The organism is Sphingomonas sp. Leaf231 (genome assembly GCF_001421995.1).
Taxonomy (GTDB): Bacteria; Pseudomonadota; Alphaproteobacteria; order Sphingomonadales; family Sphingomonadaceae; genus Sphingomonas.
In genome coordinates, this window is record NZ_LMLS01000005.1 from 70,402 (window position 1) to 93,040 (window position 22,639).

Consider the following 22,639-nt stretch of genomic DNA (forward strand, 5'->3'; position numbering starts at 1 on the left):
GACACGATGTACTGCGATGACGGGAACGACACACTCTTCGGTGAAGCCGGGAACGACTTCCTCGACGGCGGAGCCGGCGCCGATCGGCTCTGGGGCGATCGCGGAAACGACCAGTATCAGTACGGCGGCATCGGCAAGCACGTCATCAATGACGGCGTCGATCAGGCTGGTGGTGCCCGCACCGAGACAACGTACGACACCTCGGACGTACTGATCCTGACCGGCGCAGCCTACACGTCCCAGCAGATCACGTACAGCAGGGTCGGCAACGATCTTCTGTTCACCACGGCCGCCGACCAAACGGACGGGGTCATCGACAACTCAGTCACGATCACCGGCTTCTTCAACAAGGGTCACTAAACCATCGAATTCCTGCAGACCGCGGACGGCGTGGCCTACGATCTCAGCGGCCTGAACGCCGCGACTTCGGCGATCTCCTCCGACTACCTGATGATGTAGGGTATTCGTCGACACGGCGTGGAGGAAGGCGGGATGCCTTCCTCCACGCTTCGTAATGACAGGCTTGCGCTTCCGGCTTTTCTGATGCCGCGCAGATGGAAGCGATGATCACGATCGCGCCGTCATTGTCACCCAAGTCGATCGCATACGGGTTTCTACCCCGCCATGGGGAGGCCGGAACCATCGTCTTCATCGCCTCTTCTTAACGGGTAGTCTGCGGGCAGCCCACCGCTGATGCCCACCACTTCAAGCTGCCGGCATGATCGCCACTACCGTATATCTGTGCCCCTTCTATGTGACGCCCCTAACTGACCGACTGAATAGTGCCCGACAGTGTCTCTTTCGGACGCACTTCCAACAACCACCAATCTGGCGGCGCACCGTATCTCAGCGGTACGGCTCCAGAACCAATCCCGCCCGTTACGACAATAGTGCGCAAGGGCCCTTTTATTAAGCCACAGATCAGGGCTGAGTTGTAATACCTTCGCCAAAACATCTGACCACAATGGGTATGGCCAGCGAGCAATAGGGGAACGGTCGGCGGCAGATCGGAGGCCACGTCCGGAGAGTGAGTAAGGGCGATAGGCACACCGCCAATCTTTTTTGCTTGGCGCGTTGATGCGCGACATCATCATGATGAGAGAATCGATCATCAATTCCGACAATCGCGATAGCGCCGACACGAACAGCCTCGTTTTCGAGCACCACCACTCCGGCTTTTCGGAGACTCGACCGTATCGCCTCTCGATCTGTCCAATGGTCATGGTTACCCCAAACGGCAAAGACGCCATTACGCGCTCGCAGGTTAACCAGGGGCGCAAGGTCGAGCGCCCGGGCAGCAGTGCCCTCGGGCCTTTCACCGATCACAAAATCGCCTGCGAGAAGCACGATATCAGGGCGTCCGCGTGCGACCGGCTTCCTGATCGACCAACTCGTGCCGCTCGACGCGATCGTTGCAGTCGAAGGTGGCTTTACCGGCGAGGAGGTACGCGACCCGGCAACTCTCAACGCGGCACTGCTCGCCTGGCCCAACATCATGCTGCGGTTGGATCATCCGCAGCACCGTCGCTCATTTCTGAAGAAGCGAGGTCCGTTCGTCCGTGTTGCGTTCCGTTTGGACGATCCGGAACCGTTCATTAGACTCCTTGTCTGGCAATTGGGCCATCGCGCCAGCAGGCAGGATGGCCTTCCCAATTAGGAAGGAAACCGTCCGAAAGCTCGGTGACGGTACTACCGACGTGAGCGCTTCGCGATAAAGTGCGCGAGATTTGGTATCTTCATCCACTGGGTGCTGGTGAGATCGGGATGTACGTCCGGCCAAGCGATGTCGGGCGTTTTGGCAGCGGATATGGGGCCTCGGATCAGCCCTGCACCGCCCGGATCAGCCCCGGCACACCGATGAGCGTGATGGCCCGTCTGAGATTGTAGGCGAGTGCCGTCAGGCTGAACTCGGCGCGAACCTTCTCCAGCCCGCGCATCAGGAACGCGCCCTGGTTCACCTACTGCTTGATCGAGCCCGCGCGTCACCGAAGCGTAGCGGGTATCCAGCACCTGCCCGCCGGAGCAGTGATCGGCGTCGGCGTCGGGATCGTAGCGGAACCGCTCCTTGGGGAAGAGGCCGTTGCCAACGGCGGTGCCCCGATGCGGGCGGGGAATGTACGGCGTGATGCCGACCGCCTCGCAGGCCACGATATCGTCACCCGAGTGATATCCCATGTCCGCCACGGCATCGATCCGCTCGACCCCGAGCGCTTCCATCGCTGCGCCGGTGGTGGGAGCCAGCAGGCCCATGTCGTTGCAGGCATTGGTGACCTGCTGTTCGACAATCAGGCTGTGCCTGGCGTCGACCGCCACCTGGGCATTGTAGCCGACCGTGACCTTCGAATGCACTACCATCAGGCGCGCGTCGGGATCGGTCAGCGAGATCTGTCCTTCGCCGCTCTCCTCCAACTGGCCGAGCAGCGCTGCGCTCGCCTGACGCTGCTCGCGCAGCCGGGCGATCTTCGTTGCCAACGTATCGGCGCGACCGGTGCCGGCACCGTCCTCGCCGCGGTCGATCTGGTCCAGCTCGGCCAGATAGCGTTCCAGTCGCGCATCGGCGGCGGCGAGATATGTCGCTAGTCGCTCGCGGCTGAAGTTGCGCGCCCGGCTGTTCACCGCCTTCAGCCGCGTGCCGTCCACCGCCAGCAACTCGCGCCCGAACAGGTCGAGCTTGCGGCACAGCAGGACGAAGGCGCGGAACACCGCCTTGAACGCGGCCCGGTTGTCACGCCGGAAGTCCGCGATGGTCCGGAAGTCCGGCCGCACCCCGCGCAGCAGCCAGATCAGTTCGAGATTGCGCGTCGTCTCTGCCGCCAGACGCCGGCTCGACCGCACCCGGTTGAGATAGCCGTACGGGTACAGCTTGAGCATATCGGCCGGATCGTAACCGGGCCGCCCCGTCGTCTTCGGTCGCGACCGATGAAACCGGCAGCGCCCAGATCGAGGTCATCGACGACGGCGTCGATGAACCGCACCGGGTTGTCCGCCGCCACATAGTCCTCGACCGACGCGGGCAGCAGAAGCGCCTGGTCCCGGGCATGTCCCTCGATGTACGCCATGCCCGAAGTTTACACCGCCACGACGCGCTCGGGAATCCTGATCCACGTTTTCGGACGGTCTCGTTCCCGATTGGCGTTTCCCGAAATGGTCGGGTGGTAACGGCAAAACGGGAAAGCCGGCATCAGGAAACTGCCGCATTTCATGCCGGGCAATTGTTCGTCAGGAAGCGTCCGAAGCCACTACCCACTTACCGAACAGGGTAAGGCCGCATGCCTTCGCCAAAGCGACGGAAGCGTGCTTGTCGAGCTGGCAGCGATACTGAGGCTCATAACCCTGTTGCCGCGAATACCGATTGATCGCCTGCACGACGGCGCGCGCATAGCCCTTGCCCCTGACATCGGGCAGCGTCAGCACCCCGAGGTCCGCGATCCGGCTGTTCTCCCACGGGTACGCGCTGGCGGCGCTGACCAGGCGGTCGCCATCGAAACAACCGAAAACGGCCCAGTGATCGAGTTCGACATAGGCGTCCTCCAGATCCTGCTCCGAAGCTTCCGCCTGAAAGGTGCCGAATGCCGCGCGGTCACCTTCGGTGAGCTGGCGTGGTGCCTTCGACCGATCGGCTGCCGGCGCCGTGTCGCCTGCAAGGTAGAACAGGAAATCGGGGTCGTGGAGAACGACGCCCGCCCCGGTCAATCGTTCGCGCAAACCCGCCACCATCATCATTCCTGCCGCATCGATGCCGATCGCTTGGGCCAGTTCGGGCGTGAGGGCCGCGCGCGTCGAGCCATCCTGTCCCTCCAGGATCATCGCCGGACGCTTGCGATTCAGCGTCGGCACCACCGTCAGCGTGAAATCGCCTTCCGCATCGACGCGGCGGCCGTCGAATGCCTCGTGCCAGTAATCCAGGATCGCGCGCGGGGAGCCGGTCATGGGCGCGCGATAGCATCGTGCGCGCGTTGCCGGTAGTTTTCGCCGGGGCAATCGGCTATGGGCTGCGCTGTCCAGCGATTCACGAAAGGAAGGCGACGATGACCGATCATACCGCGCCCACCCGTGAAGCAAATTGCGTCGGCGGCCTCCTCCGCCACTGACGTCCGCGGTCCAGAACACGACCGACATCCATTATCGCTGATACGAGGACCGCGTGCATTCGCGCGGTGATGTTTCGATGACCGACGACGACGAAGATACGTTTCCGCGCGCCTCCGTGCTGCGCAAGGTGCTGGCGTTCACCTTCCGGCTCTGGGCACGCGCGCCGCTGCTGGCAGCCGCCTGTGCCACGGCGATGCTGCTCGCCACCCTGACCGAGGTGTTCGTCCCGCTCTATGCCGGCCGGATGATCGATGCCGTGGGCAGCGGCGAGGCAGGACCGGCCTGGCGCGCGTTCGCCGCCATTGCAGCGCTGGGCGGCGCGATGGTCGTGCTGCGTCATCTGGGCTGGTGGGCGATCACGCCGCTGACGCTGAACATGATGCGCGACGTGACGCAGGAGGCGTTCGCGCGCGTCCAGCGGCTGTCGACCGACTGGCATGCCAACGCCTTTTCCGGTTCAACGGTGCGGCGGATCACGCGCGGCATGTGGGCGCTCGATACGCTCAACGACGTGCTGTTGCTATCGCTGCTGCCGTCGCTGACGGTGCTGGTCGGGACGGTCATCCTGCTGGCGGCGCACTGGCCGCTGCTCGGGCTGGTGATGGGCGTCGGCGCGCTCGCCTATATCGTGCTGACGATCGGGCTGGCGACGCGCGTGCTGGCACCGATCGCGCGGCTGTCGAACCAGTGGGATACGAAGATGGGCGGGGTGCTGGCCGATGCGATCGGCACCAACGCCGTCGTGAAGGCGTTCGGCGGCGAGGCGAGCGAGGAGGCTCTGCTGGCGCGGACCGTCGCCAAATGGCACCGGCGCACGCGGCGGACCTGGATGGCGTTCACCTGGGCGGGGTCGGGGCAACTCGCGCTGCTCTGGCTGATCCGCATCGCCGCCACAGGCGCGGCGCTGTGGCTGTGGTCACGCGGCGACGCCAGCGCGGGGGACATGGCCTATGTCCTGACCAGCTATCTGGTGCTGAACGGCTACCTCCGCGACATCGGCCAGTACGTCCACCAGCTCCAGCGGTCGGTGAACGAGATGGAGGAACTGGTCGCACTTCACAACGAGCCGCTCGGCGTCGCCGATCGTGCCGATGCGCGTCCGATCGCGATCGAAGCCGGTGCGATCCGTTTCGAGGACGTGACCTTCCGCTACGCCGGACAGGATCGACCGCTCTACGAGCATCTGTCGGTTGCCATTCCCGCCGGACAGCGTGTCGGGCTGGTGGGACCATCGGGATCGGGCAAGACCAGCTTCGTGAAGCTGATCCAGCGGCTGTACGACGTGGATGCCGGCCAAGTGACGATCGACGGGCAGGACGTGGCGCACGCGACACAGGCCTCGCTGCGCCGGCAGGTCGCCATCGTGCCGCAGGAGCCGGTGCTGTTCCACCGAACGCTGGCCGAGAACATCGGCTATGGCCGCCCCGACGCGACCCAGGCGGAGATCGAGGAGGCGGCACGGCTCGCCAATGCGCACGACTTCATCATGGCGCTGCCCAAGGGATATCGCACTCCGGTCGGCGAGCGGGGGGTGAAGCTCTCAGGTGGCGAACGTCAGCGCGTTGCCATTGCCCGCGCCTTCCTCGCCGATGCACCGATCCTGATCCTCGACGAGGCGACCTCCAGCCTCGATTCCGAATCCGAAGGGGCGATCCAGCAGGCGATGGAGCGCCTTATGGTGAACCGCACGGCGATCGTCATCGCGCACCGGCTATCGACGGTCCGGGCGCTCGATCGGATCCTCGTCTTCGCGAATGGACGGATCGTCGAGGACGGCACGCATGACACTCTCCTTCAAGCCGACGACGGGCATTACCGTCACCTGTTCGAGCGGCAGGCGGGAACGGCAGCGCCGGCGATCACGGTGTGACGCCTGGCGCTGCTTGTCGCGGAAATGCTATATTACGCAACAGACTTTTGCGACATCAGCACACGAGAGAATACGAGCGTCGGGGGCGCTGTCGCGAAACTCACGGCTTGTGCAACACCATAGGCGCGGACGAAATCTCCACCTGTCATTTTTCAAAGACAGTGTCAGCGGTTGGTCAAAGGCGATGTCCGTCGACGCGAACGGCCGGCTGGGAGTGGCTTGCCGATTCGAGCTGTCCTCGACGTGGCTGGCGAGCGACCCGCGACGCTTCCTCCTCATGATCTTGCGGCGCACCGAGGTGATCCGCGACGGTCCGACCATCCTCACGCACACGATCACGAAAGAGAAAGCTCGACACTTCGTGCAACCACACACGTCGGCCCATGCGATAATACCAGCGAATGGCATGGCAATACCAGCGAATGGCATGGCGGATTTTTGGATCGGGATGCCATATCCAACGCATCAAAGCGCGGGGGCGCAGCTGTGCGACCGCCTCGATCAGCTTGACCCAAAGAAACAAGCGTCCCGGCGTCATGCGCGCCATGCCCAAGACCTGATGCTTGTAGTCCCACTTTGTCGGGTCGGACTGCACAACCGGACGATCCTTGGCGATACGGAAGAAGGGAGTCCACCGATGCGGCGTGACGTAAAGTGCCTGAATCTGGTCCGCGTCATAAGATACGAGCTGCCGCAACCCGCGGAACAGGTCGGCGTCGGTCTGGTCATCGAAGCCGGCTACCCAAGTGACCATCGACAGGATGCCGTGCCGGCGTAGCAAGCGGATCGCCTCCCGGTCACTGGCTATCGCACCGCCTTTTCGGATCAGCTTCAGCGTTGCTTCATCTGTATTCTCCATTCCCATCAGGAAGCGTTCGAAGCCAGCCTTTTTGTAGAGGTGAAGAATATCCGCATCGCGAACGATATCGTCGGCTCGGGTCGATCCGACCAACGTAACGGAGATGTTCTCAGCGATCAGTGCTTCCAAGAAGGCGCGCCACGGCTTTCGACCGGCACTCGGATTCTCATCGGCAAAATTGAAGACTTCCACGCCGTGGTCGCGGTGAAGGCGGGCAATGTCACGAGCAAGCAGTACGGGGGCTCGGTGGCGCCAGCGTGTCCAGAATCCGCGCTGCCCGCAGTAGTTGCAAAGGTGGGGGCAGTCGCGTGAGAACTGGATGACGACCGCGCGCTTTCCGCCCCAGTAGCTGTACCGCGCATGGTCAATCAACTCCTAGCCCACGCGGTACGCATCAAGATTGGTGATGACCGGCGCGGCCGGTGTGTCGATGACTTGTTCAAGGTTACGATAAGCGATGCCGGGCACGTCGTTTAACGAGCCGTGATCGGCAATTGCGCGCATGAGACGACGTGCGGTCTCCTCGCCTTCGCCCCGCACAATAGCCAGGACGTGCGGCTCCTGCGCCAGGATCTCGCGCCAGAAATATGTCGGATGAACGCCGCCATATACGATGCTTGTTGAGGGTAGCGCTTTTGCCACTGCAGCGGAAACCTGCGCGATGATCGGATGTCCTGATGACGAACCCGAGTGACCGAACAGCACAGCATCCGGGGCCCGGCGCACGATCTCCGCCGTGAGATCGGCCATGGGCATGGGTCCGAACTCCGCATCGATTAACTCGACCCGATGACCATCGTCGATGAGGGGACCGCCCACGCAAAGGAGGCCGAATGGAGGTAGCTGCTCCTTCGGGATACGGCTTCCGATCGCCGAATGGGAAACGTTCACTAAAAGAATATACAATGCCATCAACCCGCTCCGAGTGACCATCGACTAGCACAACGTGGTCAAGGGAGGATGAACATCGAGAGGAGAAACGATGGAGAGGCTGGAAGAAAGGCTGGTGCAGTACCGGGCTCTGGTGGACCCCCGCCTGCACTTCGGCAGGCTTTATTTCCAGGTAATCGGGACGAACCTTACGCTGGTAACCGGTGCGGCCATTGCGATTGGGATTGGTCGCCCCGAGTGGTGGACGGCAACGCAAGTGCTGGCGGGATTGGTATTGATGGGTACTGGTTTCGTGGCTCATCGCCTCCATCATCAGGAGGAGCGCTTTGCCTCGGCAATGCTCGCTATCGAAAAAGAAGAGAGCGGCATGGTTCGACTTGCCGACACGCGGCGATTTGGCGCTCGTCATCTTGTCGTGATTGCCCTTGTTGCAGCTGGCCTTTTGATAGGTATCAAGGGCATCCAAGAGATGGTCCAGCTCTTCGATGGCAGGGCATAAAGGCGCGAGCTTTTTAGATAGCGCCCTCGGCGAGGGGGTCTACTATGAGCCGCTGCCGGTTTCGTGGACACCGAGATAGGGTGTTTTTGAGACCGGAGGGTGTGAATGCAACGACCGAAGTTCAGCCGCGAGTTGAAGCTCGAGGCCGTAAAGCTAGAGCGTGATGACGTGGATCTGAATCGCTGAGGATTCCCATTGGGCTGGCGATCTGATTCGATGTGCCGGCTGGCGAAGGAGGCCAGCCAGCATGTCAAAGCCGTATTCGATGGACCTGCGGGAACGGGTGGTCAGGGCAGTGACCGCCGATGGCATGTCGTGTCACGCGGCCGCTTCACGCGTCGGGGTGGCGCCGAGTTCGGCGATCAAATGGGTGCGGCGCTTTCGCGATACGGGCAGCGCCGCGCCGAGCCGGATGGGTGGTCGCCGATCCAACATCCTGTCCGGCGCGACACGTGACTGGCTGCTGGAGCGGATGACCCGCGACTTCACCTTGCGTGGACTGGTAGCGGAGTTGGCGGGCCGCGACGTGAAGGTCGACTATGTTCAGGTCTGGCGGTTCGCCCATGTCGAGGGGCTGAGCTTCAAAAAAAAGCGTGCTGCCCGCCGAACAACTCCGTCCCGCGATCGCCCGGCGTCGGGCGCAGTGGAAGAAATACCAGGGTCGGCTTGGGGTATTTCGGAGGATTTGCGCTCTATGGTCAGCTATCCAGCCCATGCGGGCGTCGACGCTCCTATCGGAAAAGTACGTTCGGCCACATTGCCGGCGGGCGGCGTTGACACCAGAGTAGCGTCGCTGATCCTCGTCGGAATAGAACTTTATGACTATTTCAAAGCAAAATCAGAATTTGCGGCTGGTAGGTGTTTTTTCTATGTTCTGGTATATTGATACTCAGCGGCTCACGGGGTCGGCAAGGGTATTGTGGTTAACGAGCGCGATAAAAGCGCTTTGATTGTCTAGATAGTTACCGCGGTCAACAACTCGATTGCCGTGACTTGCCTGCTTCGACGTATGTTATTATCATGAATCTACGACGCTAACAATCATCTTTGCCTTGTTCTGCATAAATTTCAAAACTGGATTTCTGCAGGAAATGGCTGGTCGGCATGACGATTGGTGTCGTCCAGCTCCGTAGTTCCATGATCAGCTAGAAATTCGATATAAGCGATCGAATATCAAGCTGAGAGGGACGCTGATAATTGGCGAAATAGCTAATATGATAAAGCTAAAATTAGCAGGAGCTTCTATAAAGCTTAAATAACCTTTTATTTAATGTAAATAACATTGCAGGTTGATTGCATCGGCCACCCGATAGAGCGCATAGCCTCCTGCCCGGATAGGCGCGGTCAAGACATTTTTTAAAAGCATTGAAGCTTACTTCGGAATATACGTTCTGGCATCTTTGACTAGGAATTCCGGAGCTGTCATAACCAGGCGGAGGTGTGGTACGAACACACTTCTTGCAAGATTCCGCGCTAGCAGTAAATCCGGCAATGCTTAAAACAAAAGCAAAAACCGCCAAACTCACTTTGCCAATCATTGTACATTTCCAATGTAAGCGAGCAAAGCCAAGGGAGATAAATCATTTTCTCCCCCAGTTACTAAAACTATACTTTCTCCTTTTACATTTTCAGCTGCTTCTTGAGCGGCACTATTAAACACATCCATTTTATTCTGGACTTCTGAGCTTTTAAGTTCACGATTAAATATTAGTACCACTTCACACACAGAGTCCGAGCACTTATTTTTAAAGTAGGAGGACCTACTTTGAATAAATCCAAACTTTTTAAAAGACTCTGTTACTTTTACTAGTATTCTATTTTCCGAATTCTTTTGATAAGTATCGGACATCGCTCGCTTATGTAGGGCGGGAATATCTGGGCCATCGTCCTTTTGAAGTGGATAAGTGTTCCAGACTTCACTGAATATGCTTTCAGCGCCAGTTTGTGCCGCAAAGCCCGCTGACGATACCAAAACCATTGAAATAAGAGAAATGGCACAGAATCTATATGAAGACACTTAATCCTCCCGAGGAACTATTAAGATATTTTTAAAGTATCAAAGAAACGTAAGAATGCAAATCAAATTTAGCAGATCTAATTCATTGTATTTAGTGGGCTATGCATTTTCAGACGTTCTGCATTAAGCCGGGAACGGCAGAATTTAGGCGCTTCTGTGAGACATATAACCGATGCAGGAGTGTCAGGTGTCGCGGTCCTGCTTCGGCTTCGGTATCGACCTGCTAGGCGGAACCGACATTCAGCGAAGCCAGATCATGGCAGCGGCGAGATGGACGAAGCCGGTGAAGTGGACGGTGCGGCAGTCGTAGCGAGTGGCGAAAGCAACGGAAATGCTTGAGGCGACTGAGGCACCGTTCGATCTGGTTGCGATGCTTGTAGATGGCCGCATCGTGCGGGATGACAATCTTGCGATTGCGCCTGGATGGGATGACCGCCCTGGCATCCATGGCCGCGATCGGTGCGCGTAGATCGTTTCTGTCATACGCCTTGTCGGCAAGAACGGCTTTGGCTCGCTGGCTTTCGAGCAGATCAGGCGCGGAGGCTATGTCGCTGGCTGCGCGAACTGAAGCCGGAACATGCCCGGCTGTCGGAGGTCGGATTGGTGCGCGATGTGCGCGGCCCGTTTGGCCTGCGTCGCGAAAACCAACGCGCCGACGTGAAGCTGACCTTCTACCGCAGCCGGATCACCGACGTCATCAGGCGGTCGAACGACCTTCGGTTCTCCAAAGTAGCGGAACAGACCATCGCCGGCATCGAGGCGGAGGCACGGGTCGATACCGGCGGGTTCTATATACAGGTCGGTGCCACGTTCATGACCACCAACAAGGTGTGTGACGAAAGCGCCGCCGTTATGGCCGATTCGCAGGAGGGATGCGTTCCGAACTGCGTCAAATACGGTTTTCCGTCGGGATATCTGCCGACGCAGGCGACGCCGAAGACATCGGCCAACTGGACGGTCGGCGGCCGCTTCCTCGATCGTCGGCTCGATGTCGGCGGACGGCTGATCTATCACGGTGCCTACGATAACCCGTTTTTCGAGCATCAGGTCGATCTGCCTTGGCAGCAGCAAATCCAAAGCTACGCGTTCAACGTCCCCTATACTTGGGCGACGATCGTCACCGCCGATGCCTATGCCCGCTTTCGGGTAGGCGACCGCTTGTCGGCCGAACTGGTCGGGACCAATCTGAACAATCGTTACTTCGCCGACCCGCTCACCCGCTCGCTGATGCCGGTTCCCGGCCGCACGGTGCGGGTGATCCTGACGGGACGCTTCCGACGATCGCCCGAGTTTCGGCCCCGCCGCCGCTGACGATCCCGCTGCAAGGGACAGCGGCGGCAGGACCGGGTGACCGCACCCGAAACGTCGGGTGCATACACTAGCAGGAGAAGTAGCATGGTCGCCTGGGCGCGGCGGTCTGGCGCGCAGCGAGGGGCGTCTCGTCGAAGCGGAGCGGCGGTATCGCGCGGTGCTGGCGATCCAGCCCGATTTCCTGCCCGGCCGGCTCGAACTCGGCCGCGTATTGTTCGAGGACCGCAAGGATCGGGAGGCGTCGGCCCTGTTCCGCGCCATCCGCACCGATCTGGCGGCAGCCGTGGAGACAGCGGCGGGCGTGCGCGCCACGGTGGACACGTTCATCGCCGCCCTCGATCGCCGGCGCGGCGGGCAGGGGGGGCGATCGCAATCGGCCCCGGCTACAGCAGCAACCTCAACCAGACCTCCGCCAGCCGGACCTGCCTGCTGGCGGCCGAGGACGGCATCTGCCTGATCGACCGGACCCTGCCGCCCGCGATCGCGGCGGTCGGGATCAACGTCGAGGGCAGCGCCAGCCGCCGTTTGCCCTTGCAAGGGCATGGTGGCGTGCTCGCCCGCGCCCTCGTCTATGGCGACACCTGGCCGGGGCGCGGCTTGTTCAACCAGGCGACGCTCACCGCGCAGATCGGCTACGATCACCAGACCGCACGGCGCAGCCTGACGCTGTCGCCGACGACCGATGTCGCCAGCTTAGGCCGCAACCTGCTCTACACCGCGCCGGGACTGCGCGGCGAGGCGGTGTTCACGCCTTCGCGGACTACGGCGCTACGGCTGGACCTGGCACGGCGGCAATTCGATTATCGCGGCACCGGCTTCGATGATCTCGACGGCGCGCTGACCGAAGCGAGCGTCACCGGCTGGCTGTCGCTCCCGCGTGGCTGGACACTGTTCGGCGGGGTGGATGCCGGCGACAAGCGCGCCGACGATGGTGCCGACGCTTATCGGCACTTCGGGGCGCGACTGGGTGTGGCACATGGCTTCTCGGATTGGGCGGACCTGACGCTGATCGCGTCGGCCCGCCAGCGCGATCACCGGGCGTACAGCGAGTTGCTGGATGCCGTGCGCCGGGATTGCGAAACGAACCTGACCGCCGTCGTGCGCGTGCCCCGGCTTCGCTTCGCCGGGCTGACGCCGAATATCCTCCTCCAGCACAACCGGGTGAAAAGCAATGTCGACTGGCTTCATTCCTTTCGCCGCACCGCAACCGGAACGACTTTGCGAGCTTCGTTGCGTCCGGGTTCCGGCACCAGGTGCGGGTCAGGTATCACGCAGGTAGTACGTACCGCAAAAGCTGCGACCGATCTCGAGGGCATCTTGCCGCACAGCCATGGAGTTCGGCGATGCGGATAGCTGCCGCCGGCGCCCCTTTGCTGCACGTGGTCGCGGATCTGGTCCAACCGAGATTGGCCTGCCGCAACGGCTCGCGTTGAGCGAGCGGCGCTCTTTGGAGCGATCCTCTCCCGTCTGGCATGCGTGAGGAAAAAGGAAATCGCGGCACCATACGTCCCTGTCTGTGAGAAGGCCGCAAACGCCTCGTGGCTCCTGGGAAATGGGACGATGCTTCATTCTGCCATCTGGCCGATCATCGCCGCGACGTGGCTGATGGGGGCGGCTCCGCTGTCATCCCGTGATGCTGCGGCGCAAATCTGGCAGTTCGATATTCCGCAGCAGGGCGCGGCGGGCGGTATCGCCGCTTTTTCGCGCCAGGCGATGACCGTGCAGCTCCTCGCTGCCCGGGACGCCGTGCAGGGTCGACGGACGAATCGGCTGCACGGCGGCTATTCCGTGGAAGCCGGGCTGACGAAACTTCTGCGCGGAAGCGGCCTGCGGTGGCTGCGCACCGGGCCCACCACGTATTCGGTCGTTTCTGTCGACAAGGATCACCGGCAATGAACATCACTAAGTGCGGCGCGTTCATGATCGTGCTGATATCACCGGCAGGTACCGGGTGGGCACAAACCGCCACGGCGCAAGTCGATCGCGCCGCGGTGCCAGCCGAGCCGGTGCCGCTTGCGACGCTCGCGAAGTCCATCGTCGTAAGATATGAAATGTTCACGTTGCCGAACGGACTGCGCGTGGTCGTCCATCCGGATCGCAGCGTCAAGACGGTCAGCGTTATGGTCGACTATGCTGTCGGATCGGCGTCGGAACCGGCGGGCAAAACGGGGTTCGCGCACCTTTTTGAACATTTGATGTTCAACGGCAGTGAAAATTCGCCGGAAGACCATTCCGTCCCGATGCAAAAACTCGGCGCGACGATCAATGGCGTGACGCAGTTCGATCGCACCGCTTATTACAATGTCGTGCCGACACCCGGCCTGGAACAGACGCTGTTCCTGGAAAGCGACCGGATGGGCTACCTGCTGGGTGCGATCAACCAGTCGGAACTCGACGAACAGCGCGGCGTCGTCCAGAACGAAAAGCGCCTGGCAGAGGCCGCGCCGTTATCGACCATGCGGTCGCGCATCCAGGCCCGCCTGTTCTCGGCCGGTCATCCTTATGGTCACGATCTGAACGGCTCGATGGCCGACCTCAACAAGGCCGATCTCGACGATGTGCGCGCCTGGTTCCGCACGCATTATGGACCGAACAATGCGGTGCTGACGCTGACCGGCGATATCGACGGGGCGACGGCGCGACGACTGGTCACCAAATATTTCGGCGCGATCCCTGCCGGGCCAAACAGCGAGCGGCCTACGGCACCGGTGCCGACCTTGCCGCAGCGACTGGACGAGACGGTGACCGACCGTATTTCCGAACCTTATCTGTATCGTGCCTGGGCGGTGCCGGGGATCACCGCGCCCGACGCGGTCGCCTTGCGGGTGGCAGCCGGGGTCATGACGGCTCGCGGGGGGACGGCGTTGAGCGATCGCCTGGTCAAACGCGACAAGATGTTCAGCAGCCTGTTCGTCGCGCTGGAGCAGTTCGACGCCGGCGGCATCTTCAACATCCACGGATCGGTCGCACCCGGCGTCGATGCGAAGGCAGCCGGCCACGCGCTGGATGCCGCCATCGCCGAGGCAGCGCGGGCGCGGCCCGCCACCGCTACCATCGAACGCTATTTGACCGGCGAGCTGACATTGGCGATCAGGGAGGCGGCGGCGAGCGGCGGGGTAGGGCAGGTCGTGAACGGCCTGCGCCTCGGCCGGGGAGCCGAATGGTATCGCGAGCAGCTGGGCGCGCTGGTGGCGCAGACGCCGGACAGCGTGTCGGCCGCCGCAACGCGTTGGCTGGGTCGGCCGACTTACGCCTTGACCGTTATGCCGGGCGAAGCGCCTTCCGCCGAGATTGCAGCGCCACGTGGCAAAGCCCCGGTGGCGGCAGCGGCGGTGTCGGCGATCAAGGGTGATCGCGGCCCATTGCCGCCGGAAGGCTCGTTCACGGAGCTGGTGTTCCCCACCGCCGAACGGACCCGACTGAGCAACGGCATCGAACTGGTTTACCTGCGCAATGGTGGGTCACCATTGACCGAGATTCAGGTCGATTTCGACGCCGGATCGGTGGCCGATCCCGTCACCGCGCGGGGCACGCAGGCGATGGTGCTCGCCCTGCTCGACAAGGGGACGACGTCGCATGATGCCGCGGCCATCGACGAGTTGCGCGAGCGGATGGGAGCCGAGACGACGTTGGAATCGGATGCGGATCGCACCACGGCGGGCCTGACGGTGCCGACTGCCAACCTGCAGCCTGCGGCCGACCTGCTGGCAGATATGTTGCGCCACCCGGCCTTCGCACCGGCCGAGGTCGATGCGGCGCGCGCGAGCGCGATGGCTGAGGCGGCGGCGGATATGGTCGACGGTGGCAGCCTTCTCGACAAGCTGTTGCGCGAACGGATCGATGCCGGTTCGCCCTATACCCGCCGTACCGGCCCGCGCAGCGCGCGTGCGATAGCGGCGGTGTCCGCAACGGACCTTAGGGCCTTCAGCAACGCCTGGCTGCGACCGGAAAAGGCGACGATCTTCATTGTCAGCGACGCGCCGTTGAATCAGGTACGGGCGGCGCTGGAACGCAGTCTTGGCGACTGGCGTGGGACAGGTGCCGCCGGCTCGAAGGATCATGCACTGCCGACCAAGGCCGCCGGGCCCGGCATCGTGCTGGTCGATCGCCCGGGGTCGGATCAGGCGGTCATCGTCGGGGGGCAGGCGGTGGCCAAGCTGTCGCCGGACGTGCTGCTGGCGGCGAAGGTCGCCAATGGCGCGCTCGCCGGCGACGGAATGGGGCGCGTGTCCAACGACCTGCGCGAAACCAAGGGCTGGAGTTACAACGTCGTCAGCCAGTTTACGACGCGCGCACTGGGGGGCGATTATCTGATGATGGCACCGGTGCAGCAGGACAAGGCCGGCGCATCGATCGTGCTGGTCCGCGATCATCTCGCCGCGTTCGTCGGTGGATCGCCGCTCACAAAGGCTGAGTTCGACGGGACAATCCGCACTCGCATACGGTCGATGTTCGTCACGTTTTCCGGTGCGCGCTCCTTCATGGATGCGATCCGGAACAATCGCCAGCTGGGCCTGCCTGACGATACCGACGCCGGACTGGCGGCACGATATCGGACGATGACGCTGGAACAGGCACGCGTGGCGTTCCGGACGGCGGTCGATCCGGCGACGTTCGTTTGGGTGGTCGGCGGCGACGCGGCCAAGCTGAAGCCGCAGCTGGCGCCGCTGGGCCTGCCAATCACCGTCGTGGGGGCGGCGCCCAAGGCGCAGTAACGTCACACCCGTCGTCGTTCGGGGGCGGCGTCGCGGAAAGTTACCGCCTGCCGAAAGGAAGCCGGCCCGCGGTGCGTCAGTCATGGACAAGCCGCCGCGCTTCGCGGGGAAGCGCGGCGGTTCGACCTGGCCGGGAGTGGACCACGATGACGCTGAAATATGTCGCCTGCGGTACGGCGCTTGCCCTCTGCCTGTCGAGCGCGGCGTTCGCGCAGCCCCTCCCGTCCTCTTCCGCTGTCGTCGCTGCCGAACCGGCGCTTCCGGTCTCCGCTCTGGTCGCCGCGGTCGACGTGCCGTTCGAGACGTTCACGTTGCAGAATGGCCTGAGAGTGATCGTTCACACCGATCGCAGCGTGAACCTGGTCGCGGTGAACGTGACGTATGATGTTGGCGCGAAGCATGAGCCGATCGGGCGAAGCGGCTTTGCGCACCTGTACGAGCATTTGATGTTCGGCGGCAGCGAGAATGCGCCCGGAGAGTTCTTCACGCCGTTGAAGTCGGTGGGGGTCACCGACAACAACGGCATGACGCAGGCCGATAAGACCACCTATTACGAGACGGTGCCCACCCCGGCGCTGGAGCGGGTGCTGTTCCTCGAAAGTGACCGGATGGGCCATCTGCTCGGCGCGCTGCAGCAGGCGCGGCTGGACGAGCAGCGTGGCGTCGTGAAGAACGAGAAGCGGCAGGGCGACAACGAGCCGTCCGGTCTGGTCAGCTACCGGCTGACCGAGCGGCTTTACCCGCCCACACACCCTTATGGTCACGACACGATCGGATCGATGGCCGATCTCAACGCCGCGACGCTGGACGACGTGAAAGCGTGGTTCCGCAACCATTATGGTCCGAACAATGCCGTCGTAACCTTGGCTGGCGACATCGATCTCGCGACTGCCAAGCGGCTGATGCAGAAGTATTTCGGCGACATCGCTGCTGGCCCCAAAGTCATCCGTCCGGTGATGTCGATCCCCACGCTTCCCCGCCGCCTGGACGAGGTGATGACGGACCGGGTGTCTGCGCCTTCGTTGATCCGCGCCTGGGCAATCCCGGGCCGCAACGATCCGGACGGCGTCGCGCTGGAGGCCGCCGGCGGCGTCATGAGCAGCCTCGGCTCGTCCGTGCTGCCGGAAATTCTCGTCCGCCGCGAGAAGCTGTTTACCGGCGTCGGAGCCAACGCCAACCTGTCGGATCAAGGCGGCCTGTTCACGGTCGCGGGGGAAGTGGCGCCCGGCGTCGACCCTGCGGTCGCGGGCCGGCGTCTTGATGCACTGGTGGCGCAGTTCCTGCGCGACGGACCCGCGGCAGACGCGTTGCAGCGCTACATCACCCTCGACGTCACCGCGGGCCTAAGCAATCTCGACTCGATCTCCGGGCGCAACTACGCTTTGGCTGACGGAGCGCTGCTCGATCAGGGACCGGGCTTCTTCAAGGATCGGTTGCAACGACTGGCCGCCCTGACGCCGGAGCAGGTGCGGTCGGCTGCGAACAAATGGCTGAGCCGTCCTGTCTACGCGCTGACGCTCGCACCGGGGCCGCGCATCGGCTACGACGAGGGTGTGGCCGATGCTGCCCCAGCCGCTACGGCACGTGCCGAGCCCGCATCCGCCGCCACCATTCCGGTCGCCGGTGTGAACGGCAGCCGTAGACCCCTTCCTGCGGTGACGGGATTTCCCGATCTCACCTTTCCCGCGGTCACCCACGCCCGCCTCTCCAATGGTGTCGAACTGATCTACGCCCAGCGGCGCGGCAGCCCGATGACCTTCGTCTCGGTCGAGTTCGACGCCGGAGGGGCCGCCGATCCGGCGCATGCCGTCGGCACGCAGAACCTGCTGCTGTCGATGCTGGATCAGGGAACGACGACCCGCAGCCAGCCGGCGTTCGCGGATGCGCTGGAGCGGCTCGGTGCCGCGGTGACCACCGGCGCTTCCAAGGATCGGACCAGCATCACCCTGTCCGTTCCCACGGGGAATGTCGGGGCGGCGGTCGATCTCATGGCCGATATGACCCGTAATCCGGCGCTGGAGCCCGCCCGGATCGAGGTGCAGCGGACCAACCTGTTGTCGCAGATCGCGCAGGAGGAAACCGACCCGCGAACGATAGGTGGCAAGGCGTCGATGATGCTGATCGATGCGGCCTCCCCCTACGTCCGTGCCGTCGGCGCGGGCGACGCTACGGCGGTCAAGGCGCTGACCCGCGCAAACCTCGTCGCGTTCGGAAATGCGTGGTTCCGGCCCGACAAGGCGAAGGTCTTCGTCGTCAGCGAGCGTCCATTGGTCGAGGTGCAGCCATTGATCGAGCGCAGTTTCGGATCCTGGCAAGCGACAGGCACGCCGGGGGTGAAGGATTTCAAGCAAGCGTCGCAGACCGCGCCGGCACAGATCGTTTTGATCGACCGGCCCGATTCATCGCAGTCGATGATTTTCGCCGGGCAGTACACCGGCCTCAGCAATTATGACGACATCACTGCCGCGGATGTCGCCAACGATGCGCTGGGCGGTGGTTTCGTCAGCCGCCTGAACACCGAGTTGCGGGAGCGCAAGGGTTGGGCCTACGGGGTCAGTGGCGGTTTCCGCCCCTACGCCAATGCGGCCAGCTACGTCGCGGTCGCGCCGGTGCAATCCGACAAGACCGGGGAAGCAATCGGAACGTTGCGCACGATCTTCGCCGATTACATCGGCAGGTCGCCGATGACGCAGGCGGAACTTGATCTGGCGATCAACAGCCGGGTGCGATCGTTGCCGGGCGAGCTTGCGACGTCCAAATCGATCCTCGACGCGATCCGCAGCAACGATCTGTACCGCCGTCCCGACGATTACAGCATCCGGCAGGTCGCGCGCTATCGCACGCTGACCCTCGATCAGGCCCGGGGCGCCATCCGCTCGGCGATCACCCCAGCGAAGATGACCTGGGTCGTCGTCGGGGACGCGGCGAAGATTCGCGCCCAACTCTCGCCGTTGGGTCTGCCCGTGTCGGTGCGGTCATCCGGTGCCGCTTCGACCCCGAACCCCTGATGGCGCACGCCCTCCCCGCGGCCAGGCGGGGAGGGGAAGGGCGGTCGCTACGAAATCGCGTCCATCATAAAAATGTAAGGAACTTGCCGGGTACTTCGTCTGGAGGGCGATAAGGGCGCGAAAACCGGGTCCACGGGGGAATATTGATGCGGGCAAGATATTTGATTCCGTCGTGTTTGGTTGCGACGGCGCTAGGATCACCTGCGTTGATCGTTCCTGCGTTCGCGCAGGCCACGCGCGCGTTCGACGTGCCATCGCAGCCCGCGACCAACAGCATCGCAGCCCTTGCCCGACAAGCCGATGCCCAGATCCTGATCGAGGAAGGGCTCGCCCGCGGCATCCAAACCAATGCGATAACCGGCTCCTATACGATCGAGGGCGCGCTGATACGGCTGCTCCGCGACACGCCGCTGGACTGGATCCGGACCGGACCGACCAGCTTTTCCATCATCTCGCGCCAGGAGGTCGATAGCGGTGCGACGCCGGACATTCTGGTGCAGGGGCGGCGGGAGTGGACGCTGAACACCGGGATCAAGCGGAGCGAGAACGACAGCCAGCCGTTCATCGTGATCGACGGGGAGCAGATCCGCAAATCGGGTGCGCCCGACCTTGAATCGTACCTTCGCAATTCGCTGAGCGTCAATTCGGGGGCATCGACGGCAGAGCAGGCGAATATCTCGGACTCGCCGAACCGCAGCGCGATCAACCTGCGCGGCCTGGGCGAGCGGGAAACGTTGATCCTGATCGACGGACGCCGGCTGGCGGGAACCAGCAACTCCAACGGCAATATCGGGCAACCGACCATCGTCGGCATTCCTCTGGCGGCTATCGAACGGATCGAGGTGCTCGCCTCGTCCGCGTCGGGCATCTACGGAAACGGCGCGACCGGCGGCGTCATCAACATCATCATGCGTCGAGAGTATCGGGGCGCGGAGGCGTCGGTGACGTATAGCGACACGTTCGCGGGCGGCGGCCGCGGTATCCGTGCGGATCTAACCGGTGGCCTGTCGCTGGAAGGTGGCAGGACGAACGTCACCTTCACGGCAAGCTACAACCGGACAGCTCCGTTGCTCTTCCGGGATCGCGCAGGCCTGATCGAGGACAGCCGGCGACAGGCGTTCGCGAACAATCCCGCCTTTTTCCGGTTTAGCCCGCCACTTGGCGCTACGCCGAACCTGAGCACCGGCAACGACGATCCGCTTCAACTCGATGAACGTTTCGGCGGCGCGACCCTGTCTTCCTCGCGCGCGACAATACCGGTCGGGTTCAGAGGCATCGCACAGGATGGTATCGCGGGGCTGTTGGCCAACGTCGGAAACTACAATCTCGATCTGTCGAACAACCGCGGAGTGAACGGGGGCAGGCGCGAACTGCTGTCTCCCGTCGAGCAGTTTGCGGGATCGGTCGCGGCCCGACGGGACTTCAACGACTGGCTGAAGGTCTACGCGGAGTTAAGCTACACCCGCGCGGGAAACCAGCGGCGCGCCGACCCCGTTGCGGCCACCATCAAGCTGGCCGCAGATGCGCCGAACAACCCGTTCAAGCAGGATGTCACCGTGACGGTGCCCTTCGAGGGCGTGGACAATCGGGTCCTCGACCGGACATTGCAGACCTATCGGGGAGTGATGGGCGCCATCGTCAAGCTGCCGGGCAACTGGCAGGCGGTGCTGGATTATTCACGCAGCCGCAACACGACCGACAGCGACGACACCCCTGCCAAGGTCAGCTTCGCCGGTCTTGCCGCGTTCCAGAACGGAACGCAGGACATCTTGCGCGACGTCCGTCTCGCACCCGGGTTCTCCTACACCTACCTCGACATACCTTATGCCACGTCGTCATCGCAGACGCGCAACGACATTGCCAACCTGTCAGTTCGGTTGGCTGGTCCGTTGCCGGTGCGATTGCCGGGCGGCAAGCCGACCGTCACGCTAAGCGTCGAGCGATCTACCCAGCGGCAGGCTGCCGATAGCTTCATCCAGAACGACGAAGAGCAATCGACGGTGCGCATTTCGCAACCAGGGCGCCAGCGGATCGATGCCGCTTATGGAGAAATCAACCTCCCCATCCTTGGCGACACCCATCATCTGCCGCTGGTCCGCGAACTGATGGTGACCGTGTCGGGGCGATACGAGAAATATCGTGAGACCGGGGCGCCTTATGCTGCCTGTTACCAGGAAGCGGGCTTGCTCCCGTCGCTGGATCTCGCCAAGCTATGTCCCGTCACGCCGCCATTCGCCACGACGCAACGTTCGCGGTTCGATCCCACCGTCAGCCTTCGGTGGCGGCCGATCGATGGCGTCACCTTGCGCGGATCGTATGCAACCGGCTATTTGACGCCCCAACTCAGCGATCTGGTCAAGGTCGCCGAAGCCCGCATCTATACCACCGCGACCGACGTACAACGTGGCAACGAACGGATCGGCACGGAAGATGCCGATTTCGCGGGAAGCTACTATCTGCCGGGGTCACGTGGCGGCAATACCGATGTCAAACCGGAGACATCGACGACCTTGACCGCCGGTATCATCCTGGAGCCGGCCTTCATCCCAGGGTTTCGGCTTTCCGCGGATTGGACGCATATCCGCAAGCGGAACAATTATGCCAATCCCGATCAGTTGCTTTCCCCTTCTACGATAGAACAACAGGCTGCCTTCGATGCGTTTCTGGCCCGTTATCCCGATCGGGTGACGCGCGGACAGCCGTCGGGCGGCTTTTCGGTCGGACCGATCACCAGCATTGATGCATCGGTCGCCAATCTGGTCGGGTCAAACACCGAAACCATAGATTTTGCAGGCAGTTATACCCGGCCGCTGTTCGGCGGCGGCATCACTCTCGATGCACGGGCGACCTATGTAAACGAACTGTCGCTTCAGGAAGTATCCGGCGGTCCGGTCGCCGATTACGCGGGCGTCATCACCGGCGACTTCATCTTCCTGCGCGGCGGCTTCGGTGCGATGCGGTGGAAGGGTGCCGGATCGTTGCAGTGGACCGGCGACAAGCTGAGCCTGATGTGGCAAACGCGCTTCTTCGATTCCTACTTCGTATCACTCGACCGGCAGGTTTCGGTCGGGCTGGGCGCGGCGGAAGTGCCCAGCCAGATGTATCACGACATCTCCGGCAGCTACGCCTTTGCGAGCGGTTTCAAGCTGCGGGCGACGGTCAACAACGTTTTCAACAGGCGCCCGCCACTCGATACGACGAACGCCTCTTTCCTCTACAGTACCTTTGGCGATCCCAGACTGGCGAATTTCCAGTTGACGCTGTCCAAATCATTCTGATGCGTTACGTAATTGAAACTATCGCCAGCGGCTTGGAAGCGGGAGCTTTCTTCTGCAGTGTGGGCCAGACGACAAACGGATATCTATCGGAGGAACGGA

18 protein-coding genes and 1 pseudogene are annotated in these 22,639 nt (G+C 62.5%); 12 read left to right on the forward strand and 7 right to left on the reverse strand.

Going from position 1 to position 22,639, the window contains the following annotated elements; translation table 11 throughout:
• Positions 1–6 precede the first annotated feature (6 nt).
• Positions 7–360 carry a calcium-binding protein gene (locus tag ASE95_RS14850; protein ID WP_056637948.1) on the forward strand — a complete coding sequence of 118 codons (354 nt, stop codon included), beginning with the start codon at positions 7–9 and terminating at the stop codon, positions 358–360.
• Positions 361–921: 561 nt separating this feature from the next.
• On the opposite strand, the gene ASE95_RS18585 is transcribed toward ASE95_RS14850, so the two are convergent.
• A complete protein-coding gene (locus tag ASE95_RS18585; protein ID WP_156348071.1) occupies positions 922–1,497 on the reverse strand; it encodes a metallophosphoesterase in 576 nt (191 codons plus the stop codon).
• Between ASE95_RS18585 and ASE95_RS17950 the strand changes: the two genes are divergently transcribed.
• Positions 1,394–1,657 (forward strand): hypothetical protein, encoded by a 264-nt coding sequence (locus tag ASE95_RS17950; RefSeq protein WP_056637952.1) that lies wholly within the window; start codon positions 1,394–1,396, stop codon positions 1,655–1,657. The genes ASE95_RS18585 and ASE95_RS17950 overlap by 104 nt on opposite strands.
• A 32-nt stretch (positions 1,658–1,689) precedes the next feature.
• Here ASE95_RS17950 and ASE95_RS14860 read toward each other — a convergent pair whose 3' ends face one another.
• Both ASE95_RS14860 and ASE95_RS14865 read right to left on the reverse strand, forming a co-directional pair.
• Positions 1,690–2,871: a transposase gene (locus tag ASE95_RS14860; protein ID WP_235528341.1), complete on the reverse strand. Its 1,182-nt coding sequence runs from the start codon at positions 2,869–2,871 to the stop codon at positions 1,690–1,692.
• A 348-nt stretch (positions 2,872–3,219) separates the two neighbouring features.
• Positions 3,220–3,930 (reverse strand): GNAT family N-acetyltransferase, encoded by a 711-nt coding sequence (locus tag ASE95_RS14865; RefSeq protein ID WP_056637955.1) that lies wholly within the window; start codon positions 3,928–3,930, stop codon positions 3,220–3,222.
• 238 nt (positions 3,931–4,168) lie between these two features.
• Between ASE95_RS14865 and ASE95_RS14870 the strand changes: the two genes are divergently transcribed.
• Positions 4,169–5,962 (forward strand): ABC transporter ATP-binding protein, encoded by a 1,794-nt coding sequence (locus ASE95_RS14870; RefSeq protein WP_056638693.1) that lies wholly within the window; start codon positions 4,169–4,171, stop codon positions 5,960–5,962.
• A gap of 175 nt (positions 5,963–6,137) precedes the next feature.
• Here ASE95_RS14870 and ASE95_RS14875 read toward each other — a convergent pair whose 3' ends face one another.
• Positions 6,138–7,193, reverse strand: a complete 1,056-nt coding sequence (locus tag ASE95_RS14875) for a radical SAM protein (RefSeq protein WP_200918851.1) — start codon at positions 7,191–7,193, stop codon at positions 6,138–6,140.
• Positions 7,194–7,196: 3 nt separating this feature from the next.
• Positions 7,197–7,733, reverse strand: a complete 537-nt coding sequence (locus ASE95_RS18070) for a B12-binding domain-containing radical SAM protein (RefSeq protein WP_200918853.1) — start codon at positions 7,731–7,733, stop codon at positions 7,197–7,199.
• 70 nt (positions 7,734–7,803) lie between these two features.
• Between ASE95_RS18070 and ASE95_RS14880 the strand changes: the two genes are divergently transcribed.
• On the forward strand, positions 7,804–8,211 hold the full coding sequence (locus tag ASE95_RS14880) for a hypothetical protein (RefSeq protein WP_056637958.1): 408 nt from the start codon (positions 7,804–7,806) through the stop codon (positions 8,209–8,211).
• A 247-nt stretch (positions 8,212–8,458) separates the two neighbouring features.
• Positions 8,459–8,870 (forward strand): annotated as a pseudogene (locus ASE95_RS18350) (helix-turn-helix domain-containing protein); the annotation flags it as partial.
• 875 nt (positions 8,871–9,745) lie between these two features.
• Here ASE95_RS18350 and ASE95_RS17780 read toward each other — a convergent pair.
• The gene (locus ASE95_RS17780) at positions 9,746–10,228 is read right to left on the reverse strand and encodes a hypothetical protein (protein WP_156348073.1); all 483 of its coding nucleotides are present in this window, start codon (positions 10,226–10,228) and stop codon (positions 9,746–9,748) included.
• A 223-nt stretch (positions 10,229–10,451) separates the two neighbouring features.
• A complete protein-coding gene (locus tag ASE95_RS18590) occupies positions 10,452–10,775 on the reverse strand; it encodes a transposase (RefSeq protein WP_443025468.1) in 324 nt (107 codons plus the stop codon).
• Between ASE95_RS18590 and ASE95_RS14890 the strand changes: the two genes are divergently transcribed.
• The 7 genes from ASE95_RS14890 (at position 10,688) to ASE95_RS14915 (ending at position 22,540) form a co-directional block, all read left to right on the forward strand.
• A complete protein-coding gene (locus tag ASE95_RS14890; RefSeq protein WP_082450170.1) occupies positions 10,688–11,539 on the forward strand; it encodes a TonB-dependent receptor domain-containing protein in 852 nt (283 codons plus the stop codon). The two genes, ASE95_RS18590 and ASE95_RS14890, sit on opposite strands and share 88 nt — an antisense overlap.
• A gap of 58 nt (positions 11,540–11,597) precedes the next feature.
• Positions 11,598–11,996, forward strand: a complete 399-nt coding sequence (locus ASE95_RS18355) for a hypothetical protein (protein ID WP_235528384.1) — start codon at positions 11,598–11,600, stop codon at positions 11,994–11,996.
• Complete coding sequence (locus ASE95_RS14895) at positions 11,969–12,892, forward strand: surface lipoprotein assembly modifier (RefSeq protein WP_235528379.1); 924 nt, start codon at positions 11,969–11,971, stop codon at positions 12,890–12,892. The genes ASE95_RS18355 and ASE95_RS14895 overlap by 28 nt, the downstream gene beginning before the upstream one ends.
• 123 nt (positions 12,893–13,015) lie before the next feature.
• Complete coding sequence (locus tag ASE95_RS14900; protein ID WP_156348074.1) at positions 13,016–13,435, forward strand: STN domain-containing protein; 420 nt, start codon at positions 13,016–13,018, stop codon at positions 13,433–13,435.
• Positions 13,432–16,254 carry a M16 family metallopeptidase gene (locus tag ASE95_RS14905; RefSeq protein WP_056637969.1) on the forward strand — a complete coding sequence of 941 codons (2,823 nt, stop codon included), beginning with the start codon at positions 13,432–13,434 and terminating at the stop codon, positions 16,252–16,254. Before ASE95_RS14900 ends, ASE95_RS14905 begins: the two co-directional genes overlap by 4 nt.
• 146 nt (positions 16,255–16,400) lie before the next feature.
• Positions 16,401–19,262, forward strand: a complete 2,862-nt coding sequence (locus ASE95_RS14910; protein WP_056637972.1) for a M16 family metallopeptidase — start codon at positions 16,401–16,403, stop codon at positions 19,260–19,262.
• A 206-nt stretch (positions 19,263–19,468) separates the two neighbouring features.
• The gene (locus ASE95_RS14915; protein ID WP_056637975.1) at positions 19,469–22,540 is read left to right on the forward strand and encodes a TonB-dependent receptor; all 3,072 of its coding nucleotides are present in this window, start codon (positions 19,469–19,471) and stop codon (positions 22,538–22,540) included.
• Positions 22,541–22,639: the final 99 nt, after the last annotated feature.

Coding starts and splice junctions, on each gene's coding strand:
- ASE95_RS14850 (WP_056637948.1), top strand. CDS start 7: ATGTACTGCGATGACGGGAACGACACACTCTTCGGTGAAGCCGGGAAC.
- ASE95_RS18585 (WP_156348071.1), bottom strand. CDS start 1,497: ATGATGTTGGGCCAGGCGAGCAGTGCCGCGTTGAGAGTTGCCGGGTCG.
- ASE95_RS14860 (WP_235528341.1), bottom strand. CDS start 2,871: ATGCTCAAGCTGTACCCGTACGGCTATCTCAACCGGGTGCGGTCGAGC.
- ASE95_RS14865 (WP_056637955.1), bottom strand. CDS start 3,930: ATGACCGGCTCCCCGCGCGCGATCCTGGATTACTGGCACGAGGCATTC.
- ASE95_RS14870 (WP_056638693.1), top strand. CDS start 4,169: ATGACCGACGACGACGAAGATACGTTTCCGCGCGCCTCCGTGCTGCGC.
- ASE95_RS18070 (WP_200918853.1), bottom strand. CDS start 7,733: ATGGCATTGTATATTCTTTTAGTGAACGTTTCCCATTCGGCGATCGGA.
- ASE95_RS14880 (WP_056637958.1), top strand. CDS start 7,804: ATGGAGAGGCTGGAAGAAAGGCTGGTGCAGTACCGGGCTCTGGTGGAC.
- ASE95_RS14905 (WP_056637969.1), top strand. CDS start 13,432: ATGAACATCACTAAGTGCGGCGCGTTCATGATCGTGCTGATATCACCG.
- ASE95_RS14910 (WP_056637972.1), top strand. CDS start 16,401: ATGACGCTGAAATATGTCGCCTGCGGTACGGCGCTTGCCCTCTGCCTG.